18 protein-coding genes are annotated in these 16,171 nt (G+C 70.2%); 7 read left to right on the forward strand and 11 right to left on the reverse strand.

Features of this window, described 5'->3' with window-relative positions:
• Window positions 1-18: 18 nt before the first annotated feature.
• From METY_RS12515 to def, 5 genes are all read right to left on the reverse strand, one after another.
• Window positions 19-720 carry an orotate phosphoribosyltransferase gene (locus tag METY_RS12515; RefSeq protein ID WP_020187262.1) on the reverse strand — a complete coding sequence of 234 codons (702 nt, stop codon included), beginning with the start codon at window positions 718-720 and terminating at the stop codon, window positions 19-21.
• Between the two features lie 112 nt (window positions 721-832).
• Window positions 833-1,162: an antibiotic biosynthesis monooxygenase family protein gene (locus METY_RS12520; RefSeq protein WP_020187261.1), complete on the reverse strand. Its 330-nt coding sequence runs from the start codon at window positions 1,160-1,162 to the stop codon at window positions 833-835.
• A 35-nt stretch (window positions 1,163-1,197) separates the two neighbouring features.
• The gene (gene truA, locus METY_RS12525) at window positions 1,198-1,950 is read right to left on the reverse strand and encodes a tRNA pseudouridine(38-40) synthase TruA (protein ID WP_103121720.1); all 753 of its coding nucleotides are present in this window, start codon (window positions 1,948-1,950) and stop codon (window positions 1,198-1,200) included.
• A gap of 1 nt (window position 1,951) precedes the next feature.
• Window positions 1,952-2,884, reverse strand: coding sequence for a methionyl-tRNA formyltransferase (gene fmt / locus METY_RS12530; RefSeq protein WP_103121721.1), 933 nt, complete (start codon window positions 2,882-2,884; stop codon window positions 1,952-1,954).
• 23 nt (window positions 2,885-2,907) lie between these two features.
• Entirely contained in the window at window positions 2,908-3,480 is a 573-nt protein-coding gene (gene def, locus METY_RS12535; protein ID WP_103121722.1) for a peptide deformylase, read from the reverse strand.
• Window positions 3,481-3,612: 132 nt separating this feature from the next.
• Here def and METY_RS12540 point away from each other — a divergent pair, with 132 nt between their 5' ends.
• Window positions 3,613-4,788 carry a DNA recombination protein RmuC gene (locus tag METY_RS12540; protein WP_103121723.1) on the forward strand — a complete coding sequence of 392 codons (1,176 nt, stop codon included), beginning with the start codon at window positions 3,613-3,615 and terminating at the stop codon, window positions 4,786-4,788.
• Window positions 4,789-5,097: 309 nt separating this feature from the next.
• Here METY_RS12540 and METY_RS12545 read toward each other — a convergent pair whose 3' ends face one another.
• Window positions 5,098-6,198, reverse strand: coding sequence for a response regulator (locus METY_RS12545; RefSeq protein WP_103121724.1), 1,101 nt, complete (start codon window positions 6,196-6,198; stop codon window positions 5,098-5,100).
• A 150-nt stretch (window positions 6,199-6,348) separates the two neighbouring features.
• On the opposite strand from METY_RS12545, the gene METY_RS12550 reads away from it, so the two are divergent.
• Window positions 6,349-7,284: an AEC family transporter gene (locus METY_RS12550; RefSeq protein ID WP_103121725.1), complete on the forward strand. Its 936-nt coding sequence runs from the start codon at window positions 6,349-6,351 to the stop codon at window positions 7,282-7,284.
• A 4-nt stretch (window positions 7,285-7,288) separates the two neighbouring features.
• On the opposite strand, the gene METY_RS12555 is transcribed toward METY_RS12550, so the two are convergent.
• The 5 genes from METY_RS12555 to hemE all read right to left on the reverse strand — a co-directional run bounded on the left by METY_RS12555 (window position 7,289) and on the right by hemE (window position 11,993).
• The gene (locus tag METY_RS12555) at window positions 7,289-7,897 is read right to left on the reverse strand and encodes a TPM domain-containing protein (RefSeq protein WP_103121747.1); all 609 of its coding nucleotides are present in this window, start codon (window positions 7,895-7,897) and stop codon (window positions 7,289-7,291) included.
• A gap of 20 nt (window positions 7,898-7,917) precedes the next feature.
• Window positions 7,918-8,712: a TPM domain-containing protein gene (locus METY_RS12560; RefSeq protein ID WP_244593635.1), complete on the reverse strand. Its 795-nt coding sequence runs from the start codon at window positions 8,710-8,712 to the stop codon at window positions 7,918-7,920.
• Window positions 8,713-8,807: 95 nt separating this feature from the next.
• Entirely contained in the window at window positions 8,808-10,073 is a 1,266-nt protein-coding gene (gene rho, locus METY_RS12565) for a transcription termination factor Rho (RefSeq protein WP_103121726.1), read from the reverse strand.
• Between the two features lie 283 nt (window positions 10,074-10,356).
• Entirely contained in the window at window positions 10,357-10,785 is a 429-nt protein-coding gene (gene hemJ / locus METY_RS12570; protein WP_103121727.1) for a protoporphyrinogen oxidase HemJ, read from the reverse strand.
• Window positions 10,786-10,952: 167 nt separating this feature from the next.
• Window positions 10,953-11,993, reverse strand: coding sequence for a uroporphyrinogen decarboxylase (gene hemE, locus METY_RS12575; protein ID WP_200819670.1), 1,041 nt, complete (start codon window positions 11,991-11,993; stop codon window positions 10,953-10,955).
• A gap of 428 nt (window positions 11,994-12,421) precedes the next feature.
• Between hemE and METY_RS12580 the strand changes: the two genes are divergently transcribed.
• From METY_RS12580 to dnaQ, 5 genes are all read left to right on the forward strand, one after another.
• A complete protein-coding gene (locus METY_RS12580) occupies window positions 12,422-13,288 on the forward strand; it encodes a pyruvate, water dikinase regulatory protein (protein ID WP_103121728.1) in 867 nt (288 codons plus the stop codon).
• Window positions 13,289-13,381: 93 nt separating this feature from the next.
• Window positions 13,382-14,002: a Maf family protein gene (locus METY_RS12585; RefSeq protein WP_103121729.1), complete on the forward strand. Its 621-nt coding sequence runs from the start codon at window positions 13,382-13,384 to the stop codon at window positions 14,000-14,002.
• Window positions 13,999-14,841 carry a shikimate dehydrogenase gene (locus METY_RS12590; RefSeq protein ID WP_103121730.1) on the forward strand — a complete coding sequence of 281 codons (843 nt, stop codon included), beginning with the start codon at window positions 13,999-14,001 and terminating at the stop codon, window positions 14,839-14,841. Before METY_RS12585 ends, METY_RS12590 begins: the two co-directional genes overlap by 4 nt.
• A gap of 18 nt (window positions 14,842-14,859) precedes the next feature.
• On the forward strand, window positions 14,860-15,465 hold the full coding sequence (gene coaE / locus METY_RS12595) for a dephospho-CoA kinase (RefSeq protein ID WP_103121731.1): 606 nt from the start codon (window positions 14,860-14,862) through the stop codon (window positions 15,463-15,465).
• Window positions 15,458-16,168, forward strand: a complete 711-nt coding sequence (gene dnaQ, locus METY_RS12600) for a DNA polymerase III subunit epsilon (protein ID WP_103121732.1) — start codon at window positions 15,458-15,460, stop codon at window positions 16,166-16,168. Before coaE ends, dnaQ begins: the two co-directional genes overlap by 8 nt.
• Window positions 16,169-16,171: the final 3 nt, after the last annotated feature.

Raw genomic sequence — 16,171 nt, forward strand, 5'->3', positions numbered from 1 at the left:
ACAGACGCGCGCTCGGGGTCAGTCCCCGAAGCTCGCCTTGCCGCCGTGGGCGGCGGACCACGCCGCGGGCGCGTTGAGGAAGGCCTCGACGTCCGCGAGTTTGCCGGCGTCGAGCTTTCCGTCCTCCTTCGCCACCGCCAGCACGTCCCAGAACGTCGCGAGCTCGTGCAGCTTGACGCCGATGCGGTCCATGGTCTCGCGGCTCTGCGGGAAGATGCCGTAGTGGAACAGCACGAAGGCGTGCTCCACCACCTGCCCCGCCTCGCGCAGCGCCTCGCAGAAGGCGACCTTTGAGCCGCCGTCGGTGGTCAGGTCCTCGATCAGGATGGTGCGGTGGCCTTCCGTGACCGCGCCCTCGATCCGGGCGTTGCGGCCGAAGCCCTTCGGCTTCTTGCGCACATAGAGCATCGGCAGCATCAGCCGCTCCGCGATCCAGGCCGCGAAGGGGATGCCCGCCGTCTCGCCGCCCGCCACCGCGTCGAGGCTCTCGTAGCCGACCTCGCGCAAGATCGTCGCCGCGGCGTCGTCCATCAGCTGGGCGCGCAGGCGCGGGTAGGAAATCAGCTTGCGGCAGTCGGTGTAGACCGGGCTCGCCCAGCCCGAGGTGAAGATGAACGGCTCTTCCGGGCGAATGTGGATCGCGCCCACCTCGAGCATCATGCGCGCCACGCGGCGGCCCACGGCGTCGCGGGAGGAGAGGGCGGGGGCGATCTCGGTCATGGCTGTCTCCAACGGCGCGGCCATTCCGCGGGCCGCGGTCGGAGCGCAGCGTTAGCCCATGCGGCGTCGGACGTCACGGCCTCCGGCGCCGCATGGCGGGTTTTCTTAGCCCTCAGGCGGCTGCGGCCGGCGCCTTCTCCAGCAGGACGGCCTCGAAGCCCTCGAACTGCGGGTGACCGGCGTACATCGGCTTGTTCTGGCCGGCGTTGCGGTGGGCGGCGCGGAACGCCTCCGACTTCGTCCAGGCCTCAAAGGCGGCGCGGGAGCTCCAGATCGTATGCGAGGCGTAGAGGACGGTCTCTTCGTCCGCCGGGCCCTTCAGCAGGCTGAACTCGACGAAACCGGGGACCTCGGCCAGATGACGGTCGCGCTCGCGCCAGACGGTCTCGAAGGCCTCAGCCTCGGCGGCGAACACCTTGAAGCGGTTCATGGCGACGAACATCGGCGGCTCCTTGGAAGCGGACACGTCGGGCAGGTCTAGCGCGCCGTCTCGGGGTAGTCGACCTGCGTCAGCGTGAGCCCTTCCGCCGGCGCCACCGGGCCGCAGGCCGCGCGGTCGGCGCGCGCGAGCGCCTCCGCGAGATCGTCCGCGCTCCAGCGGCCGATCCCGACCTCCACCAGCGAGCCCGCCATGGAGCGCACCTGATTGTGCAGGAAGGAGCGCGCGTCGGTGCGGATCAGCACCGCCTGTCCCTCGCGCGCCACGTCGAGCCGGTCGAGCGTGCGCAAGGGGCTGGTCGCCTGGCAGTGCGCGGAGCGGAAGGTGGTGAAATCGTGCCGGCCGAGCAAGCGCTTGGCGGCCTGGTCCATCGCCCCCGCGTCGAGCGGCTTCGGCACGCGCCAGGCCCGGCCGGCGTCCAGCGCCAGCGGCGGCCGGCGGTCGACGACCCGGTAGACGTAGTGCCGGCGGACGGCGGAGAACCGCGCGTCGAAGGCGTCGGACACCCGCTCCGCCTCAAGCACGGCGACGGGCAGCGGGCGGAGATGGGCGTTGACCGCGTCGCGCACCGTGTCGGTCCGCCAGTCGCGGGCGAGGTCCACATGGGCGACCTGGCCGCTGGCGTGCACGCCGGCGTCGGTGCGCCCGGCTCCCTTCACCACCACGGCCTCGCTCGCGAAGGCCCGGAAGGCGTCCTCGAGCGCGCCCTGCACGGAGGCGCCGTTGGCCTGCCGCTGCCAACCGGCGAAAGGCGCGCCGTCGTACTCGATCAAAAGCCGGAAGCGCGGCATGTCAGAGCAGGCGCTCGCCCGGCGTGAGCCGCGCGCCGTTGAGGAAAGCGGAGGCGTCTACCGGACCCTTGCCGGCCCGCTGCAGCGTCAGCAGACGGACCGCGCCGTCGCCGCAGCCGACCGTCAGCCGGTCGTCCAGCAGTTCGCCAGGCGCGCCGGCGCCGTCAACGCGGGTGGAGCGCAGCGCCTTGACCCGTTCGGGGCCGCGCGCGGCCGCGATCTCGAACCAGGCGCCGGGAAACGGCGACAGTCCTCGGATGTGATCGTGGACCACCTGCGCGGGCCTCGCCCAGTCGATCCGCGACTCGGCCTTTTCAATCTTGGCGGCGTAGGTCACGCCCTCCGCGGCCTGCGCACGGAACTGGAGCCCGCCCCGGCCCATCGCGGCGACCGCGCGGCCCATGAGGTCCGCCCCGAGGCGCGACAGCAGGTCGTGCAGCTCGCCCGCGGTCTCGTCAGCGCCGATCGCGAGCCGCTCCGCCATGCCGACCGGCCCGGTGTCGAGGCCCTCCTCCATCCGCATGGCCATCACGCCGGTCTCGGCGTCGCCGGCCATGATCGCGCGCTGGATCGGGGCGGCGCCGCGCCAGCGTGGCAGCAGCGAGGCATGGCAGTTGAGGCAGCCGAGTTCGGGAGCCTCGAGCGCGGCCCTCGGCAGGATCAGCCCGTAGGCTACGACGACGGCGAGGTCCGCGCCGTGCTCCGCAAAGCGCGCGATCGTCTCTTCGTCGCGGAAGCTGCGGGGAGTCTCGACGGGTAGCCCAAAACTGTCCGCCAGGCGGTGCACGGGACTCTTGGTCAGCTCCATGCCCCGGCCCGCCGGCTTCGGCGCGCGGGTGTAGACCGCGGCGACCTCATGGCCCTGACCGACGAGCTCGGAAAGCACGGGCGCCGCGAAGTCCGGAGTGCCCATGAAGACGAGGCGAAGCGTCATGGATGGGGCGCGGACGAGGCCGCTCAGGCCTCGACCGTCTCCGGCGCGGCGCGATCGCGCTTGTCGCGGCGGGGGAACGACGGCAGTTCGCCCACAGCGCGCGCCTTCTCGAACTTCTTCACCACCCGATCCCGCTTCAGCCGCGAGATGTGGTCGATGAACAGCACGCCGTTGAGATGGTCGATCTCGTGCTGGATGCAGACCGCGAGCAGGCCGTCGGCCTCGATCTCCTTCTGGGCGCCGGTCTCGTCGAGGTAGCGCACGGTCACCCGCGCGGGCCGCTCGACCTCCTCGTAGTAGTCGGGGATCGAAAGGCAGCCCTCGTCATAGACTTGCCGCTCGTCCGAGGCCTTGACGATCTCGGGGTTGATCAGCGTCAACGGCTGCGGGGCCTCGTCCTTGCCGGCGAGGTCGATCGTCACCACGCGCTTCGCGACGCCGATCTGGATGGCGGCGAGCCCGATGCCGGCGGCGTCGTACATCGTCTCGTACATGGTCGCGACCAGGGCCTTGACCTCGTCGTCGACGCGTTCGACCGGCGCGCTGACGAGGCGGAGCTTGGAATCGGGCAGATAGACGAGAGGCGAGGCGGCCATGGCGCAGTTTCAACAGCTCTTAAGGACCCAGAGGATGCTCCGGCGATAAGCCCTTGCCGCGGGGGCGTCAACATGTTCTTTATTTGTTCGCTTTACTGTGTCGTATCTTGCGCGTTCGAGGCGACGGTCCCGATGTCCGAAACTCTCCTTGTGGTCGGCGGTCACGCCCTCAGCCTTGGCGAAACGCTGGCGGGGCTCGGCGCGGCTCTGCTGGGCGCGCTGCTCATCGTCATCGTCGCGCTGTTCCGTTCAGCCTCCGTCCAGCGCGAAGCGAGCGCCGAGGCCGCTTGGCGGGCCCGGGAGGCGGAAGCCCGCCTTGCCGGGTTGGAGCGGCAGCAGTCCGAAGCGAGCGGCCGGCTGCAAGCCTTTGCGTCCGCGCTCGGCGCACGACAGGCGGATCTGGCGCGCGGCGTGGCGGAGCGGCTCGACGCGGTCGGGGCCCGCGTCGGCGACGGGCTGGCCGCGAGCGGGCAGGCCACCGCCGAGCAGCTGTCGCGGCTCGAGGCCCGGCTCGCGGTGATCGACGCCGCAGGCGCCCAGATCGGGGCGCTCGCGGGGCAGGTGACGGACCTGAAGGCCATCCTGTCGAACAAGCCCGCGCGCGGCGCCTTCGGCCAAGGCCGCATGGAGGCGATCCTGAAGGACGCGCTGCCGCCCACGGCCTACGCGTTCCAGGCGCGGCTCTCCACCGGCGTGCGCCCCGACGCGCTGATCCGCCTGCCCGGGGACCCGCGCGGCCTCGCGGTGGACGCCAAGTTCCCGCTGGAGGGCTTCGAGCGGCTGCGCGCGGCGGCGACCCCCGAGGCCGTGAAGGCGGCCGAGGCCCGGGTGCGCGCCGACGTCGGGCGGCACATTTCGGACGTCGGCGACAAGTACCTGCTCGCCGGCGAGACCCAGGACGTGGCGCTGCTGTTCGTGCCTTCCGAGCAGATCCACGCCGAACTCGCCGAGCGGTTCGAGGACGTGACCGCGCGCGCCTACCGGGCGCGGGTGCTGATCGTCTCGCCCTCTTTGCTGATGCTCGCGGTGCAGGTGGTGCAGGGCCTCACCCGCGACGCCGCGATGCGCGAGCAGGCGCATGTGCTGCAGGCCGAGGTCGGCCGGCTGATGGAGGACGTGCGCCGCATCGGCGAGCGGGTCGAGAAGCTGAAGAGCCATTTCGGCCAGGCGACCGCCGATCTCGACCAGATCACGATCTCGGCCGAGAAGATCGGCCGCCGCGGCGCCCGCATCGAGCAGATGGAGCTTGGACCCATGGCGGAGCCCGAAGCCCTCCCGAACCCGCTGCGCCGGGACGCGGCGGAGTAGGGACATCAGGTTAATCCAGCGACGACCGTCGGGCGGCTTGAGGATGGCTTGAGGCTTCAGGACGGCTTGAGGATAGAGCGCGGGCGTCCCTCTCTCGATAGAGGGCAGGGTGGACGGGCGAAGCCCGGCCGGGTTGGGTGGGCCCCGGATGAGTCTCAGCCCTTGATGTGGCGCTTGACGCCCAGGTCCCCACCCGACCTCGGCTCCGCCGAGGCCACCCTTCCCACGCCTTCGGCGCGAGGAGGGATCCCCGCGCTTCCCTGTGGATCGAAGATCGCCCTGAAGCCGGAAGCGCGACCCGCCTCGCCCTCAGCGCGCCGCCTGCTCCGCCCGGGCTCCGATGGCGCTCCAGAGATCCCCGACCGAGATCGGCTTGGTGACGACCTCGTCCACCCCCGCCGCCCGAAACGCCGCGATCTCCTCCGCGAAGGCGCGGGCGGTGACGCCGACGATGCGAACCTCGCCGAGCGGCGAAGGCAGGGCGCGGATCGCGCGCGTGGCGTCGAGCCCGTCCATCTTCGGCATGGTCGCGTCCATCAGCACGAGATCGTAGCGGCCGGTCGCCACCGCCGCGACCGCGGCCTCCCCATCCGGCGCGATGTCGAAGACGAGGCCGAAATGCTCGAGCAGAGTGCCCAGCACGCGCTGGTTCACCGCGTTGTCCTCAGCCACAAGCACGCGCTGGAGCCCGCCGGTCGGCCTCGGCGCCGGAGCCGGGCGATCGAGGCGAGCGGTGGCGCTTACCTCGGCGCCGCCCTCGGCCCGGTTCGCCGCTGCAGCCCCGCCGCCCATGTCGCGCGCCAGCGTCGCCACCAGAGACAGACCGAGGCCCGCGCCGCCCGGCGCCCCTTCGCCCTGGACGAAGGGTTCGAACAGCCGATCCGGGCGCTGGCCTAGGCCGGGGCCCGTGTCGCGCACGACGATGCGGAGAGTCACTGAGGCCTCGTCGCCCGCCGCCCATTCCAGCGCGAGCTCGATGCGTCCGCTTTCCGTCACACGCAGCGCGTTGTCGGCGAGGTTTTCGACGATCTGCCTCAGCGCGCCTTCGTCGGCGAGGGCGCTCTCGGGCAGGCGCGGGTCGAGCGTCGCCGCGAAGGCGAGGCCCTTCAGGGCCGCGCGGGCGCCGAGCGCCGGCGCGACGCGGGCGAGAAACACCGCGAAGTCGAGCTCCCGCCGAGGCTGCGGCGCGCTCGCGCCCAACAGCGTGCTGGCCACCCCGAACAGATGCTCCGCCGCCGTCTTCAAAGCCGCGGCGTGGCCGCGAGCCGCCTCCGACAGATCCTCGGCCAGCAGCAGGTCCGCGAGGGCCAGGATGCCGCCGAGCGGCGTGCGGATCTCGTGGGCGGCCACGGCGATGCGGCGGTCGGCGCTGGGCGCCTGGTCGTCGACGTGGCTCGCGGTCGCGATCATGCGGCGGGCGGCTCCGGTGTGCGTCTGTCCGAGGGCGGGTCTTCGCTGGACCGTGGCGCCCTCGAGCTTAAAGATGGGCTAAACCGATTGCGGAAACCTGCGCTTCCGGCGCGCTATCCCCACCTTCCGCGTCCCCCATCCTGAGCCGCCATGTCCAACCTCATCGCCATCGTCCTGCCGACCTTCGGCTTGATCGGACTCGGCTTTTTCGCGGGCAAGCTGAAGCTTCTCGGGGACCGCGCGGGCGACGGTCTGTCGGACTACGTTTTTCTGATCGCAGTGCCGGCGTTGATTTTCCGGACGCTTGCGACCGGCGCGGACGCCGACGCCAACCCTTGGGGCTATTGGGTGGCCTATTTCGGCGGCGTCGCCGTCGTCTGGACCGTGGGCATGTGGCTGGCGATCCGGGTGTTCAAGCGCGACCGCCGCGAGGCCGCGATCCACGGCTTCGCCTGCGGCCAGTCGAACACGGTGCTCGTCGGCGTGCCGCTGATCCTGCAGGCCTATGGCGACGCGGGGGCCGTGCCGCTGTTCCTGCTGCTGGCGATCCACCTTCCGATCATGATGTCGGTCGCGGCCCTGCTGATCGAATCCTCCGGCGCGGCGGGCCGCCCGCTCGAGGTCGCGTGGCGGCTGGCGAAGACCATCGTCACGCATCCGATCATCCTCGCGCTGGCCGTCGGCGTCGCCGCGAAGAACGCTGGCGTGGTACCGACCGGGGCTGCGCAATCGATCGTCGACCAGCTCGCGGCGACCGCGAGCCCCTGCGCGCTCGTCTCCATGGGCCTCGCGCTGAAGCGCTACGGGATCCTGAGCGACCGCGTCCCGGTGCTGACCATCACCGCGCTCAAGCTGATCGTGCATCCCCTCCTGGTGTGGGTCCTCGCGTTCTACGTGCTGCCGGTGCCGCCCGTGTGGGGCGGCGTGGCCGTGCTGTTCGCCGCCATGCCGAGCGGCATCAACGCCTACCTCGTCGCGGCCCGCTACAAGACCGGCGAAACGACGTCGTCCGCCGCCATCGCGGTCTCGACCGCGCTGTCGGTCGTCACGGTCTCGGGCTGGCTCTGGGTGCTCGGGATCGTCTGAGGCGTCAGCGCACGATCGGAGCGTTGGGGAGCTCGTTCCCGAGGCCGGGCTCCGGCGGCAAGGCTTGCGCCAGGGCAGCGCCGCAGGTCTCCACCGCCTGCACGAGCCCGTCAACCAGGCGGCCCGCCCGGGCGGCGGAGACGACCATCTCCACCTCCTCCGCCCAGGTCTCCGGCGCGATCGCCGCGTGGACGCCCTCGTCCGCCACGATCTCGACGCGACGGTCCGCGACCGCGACGTGGATCATTACGCCCGTCCGCTCCTTGGTCCGCGCGAGACCGAGGTCCTCAAATGCGCGCAGGGCCGCCTGATGGGCGGCGTGCGACGGCAGCCGGCCCACGCCGAGCGCCCGCCGCACCCGCGATGAGGCGGCGAGCGCCGCCAACCCCGCGAACAGGGCGGCCTGCGCGATCACCACCCCTTCGAGCCGAAGCCCCGTCCAGGACAGCAGCCCGCCGGCGGCGATCGCGATGAAGCCCGCCGCGACAAGCGCCACGGTGGCGTCGCCCTCTTCGCAGGGGTCGGTCTCCACCACCACGACGATCTCCGCCGAGGTTCTAGCCTCGGCCGCCGCGACGGCCGCCGCGATGCGGGCGCGATCGTCGGCGGTCAAGCTCGGGCAGTCCGCAGCCGTCACCATCCGCCCGAGGCCCCGCCGCCACCGGAGGACCCGCCGCCACCGCCCGAAAAGCCGCCTCCGCCGCCCGACCAACCTCCGCCGCCACCTCCGAAGCCGGGGCCGCCGATGATCCAGGGGCTCGACCTCCGGCGCGACACGCCGCTGGAGCGGAGGCCCCGGACGAAGCTGTAGAGGAACAGCAGCAGGAACAGCCCCATGACGATCAGCACGATCACCGGCGGCTCGTCGTCCTGTTGGGCGGCTGCCCGCGCCTTGTACTCGTCCGCCTGTCCCGAAAACACGGCCATGACGTCGTCGGCGCCGCGCGCGATCCCGCCGGGAATGTCGCCCGCGCGGAACCGCGGCAGGATGGCGTTCTCGATGATCAGCCGGGACACAGCGTCGGTCAGCTCGCCTTCCAGCCCGTAGCCGACCTCGATGCGCACCTTGCGCTCGGTCGGCGCAACCAGAAGCAGCGCGCCGTCGTTGCGGGTCGCGTCGCCGAGCTTCCAGGCGCGGAACAGACGGTTGCCGAAGTCCTCGACCGAGGTTCCCTGCAGCGAGGGCACCGTGGCGACCGCAAGCTGGCGGCCGGTGCGCTCCTGAAAACTCTTCAGCTTCGCGACGAGCGCGCTCTCGTCGGTCGCAGGGATCACCCCCGCCTGATCGACGACGTAATTTGTGAAAGGGGGAAAGCTGAGCTCGGCCCGGGCGGCGCCTCGGGGGAACAGCAGCAAGCCGACGGTGAGAACCGCCGCGATAAGCAGATCGAAGGAACGCGTCGCCGCCATGGGCAGCATCTGGAGCATGGCTCCCGGCTCCGGACAAGGGCCGCGGGAACGATGCTCGTCATCCCGGCTCTGCCTTGCGGCCGTCCGGAACGACGGCCGCAAGGCGCCGTCGCTCAGGTGTTCATCGAGTCGAAGAAGTCCGCGTTCGTCTTGGTCGAGCGCAGCTTGTCCAGCAGGAACTCCATCGCGTCGACGGTGCCCATCGGGTTCAGGATGCGGCGGAGCACATACATCTTCTTGAGGGTGTCGGCCGGAACGATGAGCTCTTCCTTGCGGGTGCCGGAGCGGGTGATGTCCATCGCCGGGAAGGTGCGCTTGTCCGAGACCTTGCGGTCCAGGATGATCTCGGAGTTGCCGGTGCCCTTGAACTCTTCGAAGATCACCTCGTCCATGCGGCTGCCCGTGTCGATCAGGGCGGACGCGATGATGGTCAGCGAGCCGCCTTCCTCGATGTTGCGCGCCGCGCCGAAGAAGCGCTTCGGGCGCTGCAGCGCGTTGGCGTCCACGCCGCCGGTCAGCACCTTGCCGGACGAAGGCACCACGGTGTTGTAGGCCCGACCGAGGCGGGTGATCGAATCCAGCAGGATCACGACGTCGCGGCCATGCTCGACGAGGCGCTTGGCCTTCTCGATCACCATCTCCGCGACCTGCACGTGGCGCTGGGCCGGCTCGTCGAAGGTGGAAGAGATGACCTCGCCCTTCACCGAGCGCTGCATGTCGGTGACCTCTTCCGGCCGCTCGTCGATCAGCAGCACGATGAGGTAGCACTCGGGATGGTTCGCGGCGATCGCGGTCGCGATGTTCTGCATCATGACCGTCTTGCCGGTGCGCGGCGGGGCCACGATCAGCGCGCGCTGGCCCTTGCCGAGCGGCGCGACGATGTCGATCACGCGGGTCGACATGTCCTTCTTGGTCGGGTTTTCGATCTCCATCCGGAGGCGCTCGTCGGGGTAGAGCGGCGTCAGATTGTCGAAATGGACCTTGTGCCGGACCTTCTCCGGATCGTCGAAGTTGATCGTGTTGACCTTGAGCAGCGCGAAATAGCGTTCGCCCTCCTTCGGCGACCGGATCTGCCCCTCGACCGTGTCGCCGGTGCGAAGCGAGAAGCGGCGGATCTGGGAGGGCGAGATGTAGATGTCGTCCGGGCCGGGCAGGTAGTTGGCGTCCGGCGAGCGCAGGAAGCCGAAGCCGTCCTGCAGCACCTCAACCACGCCGACGCCGATGATGTCGGTCTCGCGCGCCGCTAGCTGCTTCAGGATGGCGAACAGCAGCTCTTGCTTGCGCAGCGTGCTGGCGTTCTCGACCTCGAGCTCCTCCGCCTGGACGAGAATTTCGGTCGGCGACTTGGCCTTGAGATCGGAAAGCCTGACTTCGGGCATCGTGAGCCTTTGGGGAGATGGAGTCCGCTTGGGGAACTGTGCGGGAAGCGACCGGGCGAAGGGAGGTGATGAGGCTGGCGCTCAGGACAGGCGCGCGACCGCGGCTTGGTCCTGTTGAAGGCGCCTTACGTCGCAAAGCGGATCGGGCGATCCGCGTGCCAGTGTCGATTCAGCCGTGTCCAGGCCGAACGCGAGGGCGCTACGAAGGGAATGGTCCTTCATAGCTTATTCGCGCGAGGCCCTGCAAGTCTCCGCGGCTCGGTTTTTTGACGATCGGCCGCCTCTAGAACGGCTTTACGATCACGAGCGCGACAATCACGAGCATCAGCACCGTCGGCGCTTCGTTGGCGATCCGGTAGAAGCGCTGCGACCGAGTGTTCCGGTCCGCCGCGAAATCCTTCGTCCAGCGGCCGAGAACGCCGGTGAAGCCCGACAGCGCGACCACAAACAAGAGCTTGGCGTGGAGCCAGCCCGACGCGCCCCAGCCGCCCTGCCATACGAGGATCAGGCCCGCGATCCAGGCGACGGTCATGGCGGGCTTGGCGATCGCGTTCAGCAGCCGCCGCTCCATGACTTTGAAGGTCTCGGACGTCTCGGAGCCGACGGTCGCGGCGGCATGGTAGACGAACAGCCGCGGCAGGTAGAGCAGCGCCGCCATCCACGAAATGATGGCGACCACATGCAGCGCCTTGATCCACGCATAGAGATCCATCGGCTTGTCCTTCAAGGTCTTGGCTAGGATCGCCCCTGTCCCGGCTTTGAGCCGGGACCCATAACCGCCGAACGTGAGGGGTCGAGCGCTCCTCGCGGGCGGCTATGTCAGGCGCCGACGCCGCCGCGAGTATGGGTCCCGGCTCGAGGCTGGGACAAGGAGCCGCGCTAGGATCTCCGCCGCACCCTCGCGACCATTTGGGCGACGTGCTCTGGCGGCGTCTCCTGGCGGACGCCATGCCCGAGGTTCACAATCAGCGGCCGATCGCCGAGATCGGCCAGCACGCCGTCGACGGCCGCGTCCAGCGCGGAGCCGCCGGCCGTCAGCGCGATCGGATCGACGTTACCCTGCAGCGCCACGTGCGCAGGCACGGCCTCGCGGGCGGCGCGGCGATCTTCGGCGGTGGCGAGTCCGATCGCGTCGGCGGGCACCGCTTCCGCGAAGGCCTTCAGCTTCGCGCCGGCGCCGCGTGGGAACGCGAGGATCTTAGCGCCCGGCCGCTTCGCGCGCACGCGGGCGCAGATCGCCGCGATCGGCGCCGCGGACCAAGTCATGAACTCGGCCGGCGGCAAGTCGCCGCTCCAGCTGTCGAAGATCTGCACGGCGTCCGCGCCGGCCTCGAGCTGCGCCAGGAGATGCGCGGCCGAGGCCTCGACCAGCAGGTCGATCAACGCCTGAAAGGTCGGGGGATCGCGGTAGGCGAGCTTGCGGGCCGGCGCCTGCTCCTCGCCGCCGCGGCCGCCGACCATGTAGGTCGCCACAGTGTAGGGCGCCCCGCAGAACCCGATCAGCGCCTTGGACGGATCGAGCGCGGCGCGCACGCGCGCCACGGTCTCGTAGACCGGCGCAAGCGTCCCGAGATCGATCTCGGGTTTCAGCGTCGCAAACTCCGCCCGGCTCGCCAGCGGATCGAGCCGCGGACCTTCGCCTTCGACGAACCGCACATCCTGGCCGAGCGCATGCGGCACGACGAGGATGTCGGAGAACAGGATGGCGGCGTCGAGATCAAAACGTCGGATCGGCTGCAGCGTCACCTCGGTCGCAAGATCCGGCGTGTAGCACAGGTCGAGGAAGCCGCCGGCCTGGGCTCGCAGCGCGCGGTACTCGGGCAGGTAGCGCCCCGCTTGGCGCATCAGCCAGACCGGAGGGACCGTCTGCGTCTCTCCGGAGAGCGCCTTCAGGAAGCGCGAGCCGCTCGCCTCAGGGATCGAAATCGCGAGGTTGTTCGCAGGACTTACCAAAGGCGAGGGCCCTCTCTTAGAATCTGGAATTGAGACTTCTGTTTCTTTTTCTAGGGGGGCGGATTACAGCCGTTCCTCGCCCTCCACAAGGCGTCCACACCTTGGCCGGCGTTAACCATTTTTTAAGACCTGTGGCGAAACCATGAGTCTCAAGGCGTTAACGGGTTCTTCACCTTTTCGGAGACGAACCCGCCGATCGTTGTCCCGTCGCGCGCCAGTGTTGATGATTTTCGGGGCCTCGGCGACAGTGTCGGACGCAAGGGCCGGGGAAGGCGATTTCGTCCACAGTCGTCCACTGGGCCGTCGACAGGTCGTCCCGTGCCCGCCGCCCGACTCAACCTCGTTAAACGCCGCCATCCGGTTGCGGTTCCACCGCTAGAGGCTCTCAGCTTTTCATGTCGCCGGACCGCCATTCCTTCCACGTCCACCTGGTCTCCGACGCCACCGGCGAGACGCTTGTCGCGGTCGCCCGCGCCGCCGCCTCGCAGTACGCCGCGGCGTCATCGATCGAGCACGTCTATCCGCTCGTGCGGTCGGCCCGGCAGCTCGAACGGGTGCTCGATGAGATCGCCGACGAGCCCGGCATCGTGCTCTACACGCTGGTGGACGAGGAGCTGATCGGGAAGCTTGAGAGCCGCTGCCGCGACCTCGGTTGTCCCTGCCTGTCGGTGCTGGAGCCGGTGTTCACCCTGCTGCGCTCCTACCTCGGGACTGAGCAGAACAAGCAGCCGGGCGCCCAGCACGTCCTGAATGCGGACTACTTCAAGCGCATCGACGCCCTCAACTACACCATGGCCCACGACGACGGGCAGTACGCCGACGATCTTGCCGCGGCCGACGTGGTGTTGCTGGGGGTCAGCCGCACCTCCAAGACGCCGACATCCATCTATCTGGCGAACCGCGGGGTGAAGACCGCCAACATTCCGCTCATCCCCGACCTTCCCCCGCCCCACGGGCTCGAGAAGCTGAAAGGCCCCTTGATCGTCGGCCTGGTGGCGTCGCCGGAGCGCATCGTCGCGATCCGGCACAATCGCGTGCTCGGCCTCGAAGGCGCCATGCCCGGCCGCCTGCAGGACGGCGCCTATGTGGATCCGGACTCGGTGGCTGCGGAGATCACGGCCTCGCGTCGGTTTTGCGCCCGCCACGGCTGGCCGACGATCGACGTGACGCGCCGCTCGATCGAAGAGACGGCCGCGGGCGTGATCGCCATGCTGAACGAGCACCGGGCCAAGCGCTTGGCCGCCGTGATCGCGACGACGTAAAGCTTATGGCTCCCCTCTGGGCGCGAGCCGAACCCTCGGCTGTTCCGTGACTCTCTTCGTCGTCCAGACCGACCTCACTCCCGGGATGTCCGCATGACCCACCCGCTCTGGCTCCCGTCCGCCCCCTTGGCTCTCGCCTCGAAGAGCGCGATCCGGGCCAAGGTCCTCACGGATGCGGGCCTGCCAGTGGAGGCGCTGCCGGCGGAGATCGAAGAGCGCGAGGTCGAGGCCGGCCTGACGGGCGACGGCGCGACGCCGGCGAACGTGGCGGGCGCGCTCGCGGCGGCGAAGGCGGTCGACGTGTCGCTGCGACTGCCGGGGCGCCTCGTGGTCGGAGCCGACCAGACGCTTGCGCTCGACGGCGAGCGCTTCACCAAGCCCGCCGACCGGGATGCGGGGCGCCTCCAGCTCCGGCGGCTGTCGGGGCGCAGGCACACGCTCTCGTCGGGCGTCGCACTCGCGCTTGACGGCGTCGCGCTCTGGACCGACGTCGCCGAGGCGCATCTCACCATGCGGGCGCTCTCCGACGCCTTCATCGAATCCTACCTCGACGCGGCCGGGGAGGGCGCGCGCCTCAGCGTCGGCGGCTACCAGTTCGAAGGCGTCGGCGCGCATCTGTTTGAGGCGGTGGACGGCGACTTCTTCACCATCCTCGGGCTGCCGCTTCTGCCGCTGCTCGGGGCTCTGCGCCGCGCGAAAGCGATCGCCGCGTGAGCGCTGCCCCGCGCGCCTGCGTGCTCGGATGGCCCGTCCGTCAGTCACGCTCGCCCATGATCCATGGCCACTGGCTGAAGACCTACGGTCTTCTGGGCTCGTACGAGCACGCCGAAGTCCCGCCGGAGGGCTTCGACGCCTTCGTCCGCGCCTTCGCGGAGAACGGCTTCGTGGGCGGCAACGTGACGGCTCCTCACAAGGAGGCCGCCTACGCGCTGCTCGACCATGCGGAGCCGAGCGCGGCCGCGCTTGGAGCCGCCAACACGCTGTGGCTTGCGGACGGTCGGCTTCATGGCGCTAACACCGACGGCTTCGGCTTCCTCGCCAATCTCGACGATCGCGCGCCGGGCTGGGAGGGCGGCCGCAAGGTCGCGCTCGTGCTGGGCGCCGGAGGCGCGTCCCGGGCTGTGGTGCATGCTCTGGCCGGGCGCGGCTTCGAGCGGGTCGCCGTCGTGAACCGCACGGTGGAGCGGGCCGAGGCGGTCGCCGCGCTCGCCGGTCGGCCGGGCGTCGCCTGCGGCTACGACGAGCTCTGGCGCTGGCTGGCCCTTGCCGACGTGGTCGTCAATGCGACGTCGCTCGGCATGGCGGGGAAAGGCGCGCTCGACGTTCATCTCGGCGAGATGCGGGACGAGGCGGTGGTGACCGATCTCGTCTACGTGCCGCTGGAGACGCCATTCCTCGCCGCGGCCAAGGCTCAGGGACATCGCACGGTCGACGGCCTGGGGATGCTGCTGCACCAGGCGGTCCCCGGCTTCGAGCGCTGGTTCGGCGTCCGCCCCGACGTGACGCCGGAACTGCGCGCTCTCGTGATCGACGATATCCTGGGCCGTGACTGACAGCGTCGAGCATCCGCGATGATCGTCATCGGCCTCACCGGCTCCATCGGCATGGGCAAGTCCACCACCGCGAAGCTGTTCGCGGAGGAGGGCGTTCCCGTGCACGACGCCGACGCCGTGGTGCACGGGCTCTACGCCGGCCGGGGAGCCCCGCTGGTGGAGGCGGCGTTCCCCGGCGTCACGCACGACGGCGCGGTGGACCGGAAGGAGCTGGGGACGAGGGTGATCGGCGACCCCGCCGCTCTGGCGAAGCTGGAGGCGATCGTCCATCCTCTCGTGCGTGAGGCCGAGGCCGCTTTTCTCACCGCCCGCCGCGCCGAGGGCGCCGACGTCGTCGTGCTCGACATCCCGCTTCTGTTCGAGAGCGGCCGAGAGGGCGCCGTCGATTGCGTCGTCGTCGTCAGCGCTGGCTCCGAGGAGCAGCGCCGTCGGGTGATGCAGCGGCCCGGAATGACCGAGGAGACCTTTCGCGCCGTGCTCGCCCGCCAGATTCCCGACGCCGACAAGCGCGCCCGCGCCGACGTGGTGATCGACACCGCGCAGGGGATCGAGCCGGCGCGCGCGCAGGTGCGGGCGCTGCTCGCCCGTCTCCGGGCGCGCGACGGAGCGCGGACCGATGCGTGAGATCGTCCTCGACACCGAGACCACCGGCCTCGATCCCCTGAAAGGCGATCGGATCGTCGAGATCGGGTGCGTCGAGTTGCTCAACCGCATCCCGACGGGCGCACATTGTCATCTTTATGTTAACCCCGAGCGCGACATGCCGGAGGAGGCGTTCCGCGTTCACGGGCTGTCGGCGGAGTTCCTGAGCACGAAGCCCGTCTTCGCCGCGGTGGCCCAGGAGTTTTTGGATTTCATCGGCGACGACGCGCTGGTGATCCACAACGCGGCCTTCGACGTCGGCTTCCTGAACATGGAGCTCCGGAAGATCGGGCAGCCGGAGCTCGCCCAGCACCGCATCGTCGACACGCTTCAGCTCGCGCGTCGGCGCAATCCCGGCGGCTCCGCGTCGCTCGACGCGCTTTGCCAGCGCTATGGCATCGACAACTCCCGCCGCACCAAGCACGGCGCGCTGCTCGACAGCGAGATCCTCGCGGAGGTCTATCTCGAGTTGCTGGGCGGTCGTCAGGCGACGCTCGGCCTTTCGCACCTCACCGATCGCAACCTCCGCGGCGGCCGCGCCGTCGCTCCCCGTCCCACGCCGCTGCCGTCGCGTCTGACGGCCGACGATCTCGCCGCCCACGCCGCGTTCATCGCAACCCTCGGGGGCGGATCGCCGATGTGGCGGGAGTACCTCGACGCGCCGGACGCGGTCGCCGCCGAGTAGCGG

Source organism: Methylopila sp. Yamaguchi (genome assembly GCF_002897035.1).
Lineage (GTDB): Bacteria > Pseudomonadota > Alphaproteobacteria > Rhizobiales > Methylopilaceae > Methylopila.

Excerpts from the sequence above, each read along its gene's own strand:
- dnaQ (WP_103121732.1), top strand. The coding sequence starts at position 15,458 with ATGCGTGAGATCGTCCTCGACACCGAGACCACCGGCCTCGATCCCCTG.
- METY_RS12550 (WP_103121725.1), top strand. The coding sequence starts at position 6,349 with ATGTCCAACCTCATCGCCATCGTCCTGCCGACCTTCGGCTTGATCGGA.
- METY_RS12560 (WP_244593635.1), bottom strand. The coding sequence starts at position 8,712 with ATGCTCCAGATGCTGCCCATGGCGGCGACGCGTTCCTTCGATCTGCTT.
- METY_RS12580 (WP_103121728.1), top strand. The coding sequence starts at position 12,422 with ATGTCGCCGGACCGCCATTCCTTCCACGTCCACCTGGTCTCCGACGCC.
- METY_RS12520 (WP_020187261.1), bottom strand. The coding sequence starts at position 1,162 with ATGTTCGTCGCCATGAACCGCTTCAAGGTGTTCGCCGCCGAGGCTGAG.
- def (WP_103121722.1), bottom strand. The coding sequence starts at position 3,480 with ATGGCCGCCTCGCCTCTCGTCTATCTGCCCGATTCCAAGCTCCGCCTC.
- rho (WP_103121726.1), bottom strand. The coding sequence starts at position 10,073 with ATGCCCGAAGTCAGGCTTTCCGATCTCAAGGCCAAGTCGCCGACCGAA.
- METY_RS12515 (WP_020187262.1), bottom strand. The coding sequence starts at position 720 with ATGACCGAGATCGCCCCCGCCCTCTCCTCCCGCGACGCCGTGGGCCGC.
- coaE (WP_103121731.1), top strand. The coding sequence starts at position 14,860 with ATGATCGTCATCGGCCTCACCGGCTCCATCGGCATGGGCAAGTCCACC.
- truA (WP_103121720.1), bottom strand. The coding sequence starts at position 1,950 with ATGCCGCGCTTCCGGCTTTTGATCGAGTACGACGGCGCGCCTTTCGCC.
- METY_RS12540 (WP_103121723.1), top strand. The coding sequence starts at position 3,613 with ATGTCCGAAACTCTCCTTGTGGTCGGCGGTCACGCCCTCAGCCTTGGC.
- fmt (WP_103121721.1), bottom strand. The coding sequence starts at position 2,884 with ATGACGCTTCGCCTCGTCTTCATGGGCACTCCGGACTTCGCGGCGCCC.
- METY_RS12585 (WP_103121729.1), top strand. The coding sequence starts at position 13,382 with ATGACCCACCCGCTCTGGCTCCCGTCCGCCCCCTTGGCTCTCGCCTCG.
- hemJ (WP_103121727.1), bottom strand. The coding sequence starts at position 10,785 with ATGGATCTCTATGCGTGGATCAAGGCGCTGCATGTGGTCGCCATCATT.
- METY_RS12545 (WP_103121724.1), bottom strand. The coding sequence starts at position 6,198 with ATGATCGCGACCGCGAGCCACGTCGACGACCAGGCGCCCAGCGCCGAC.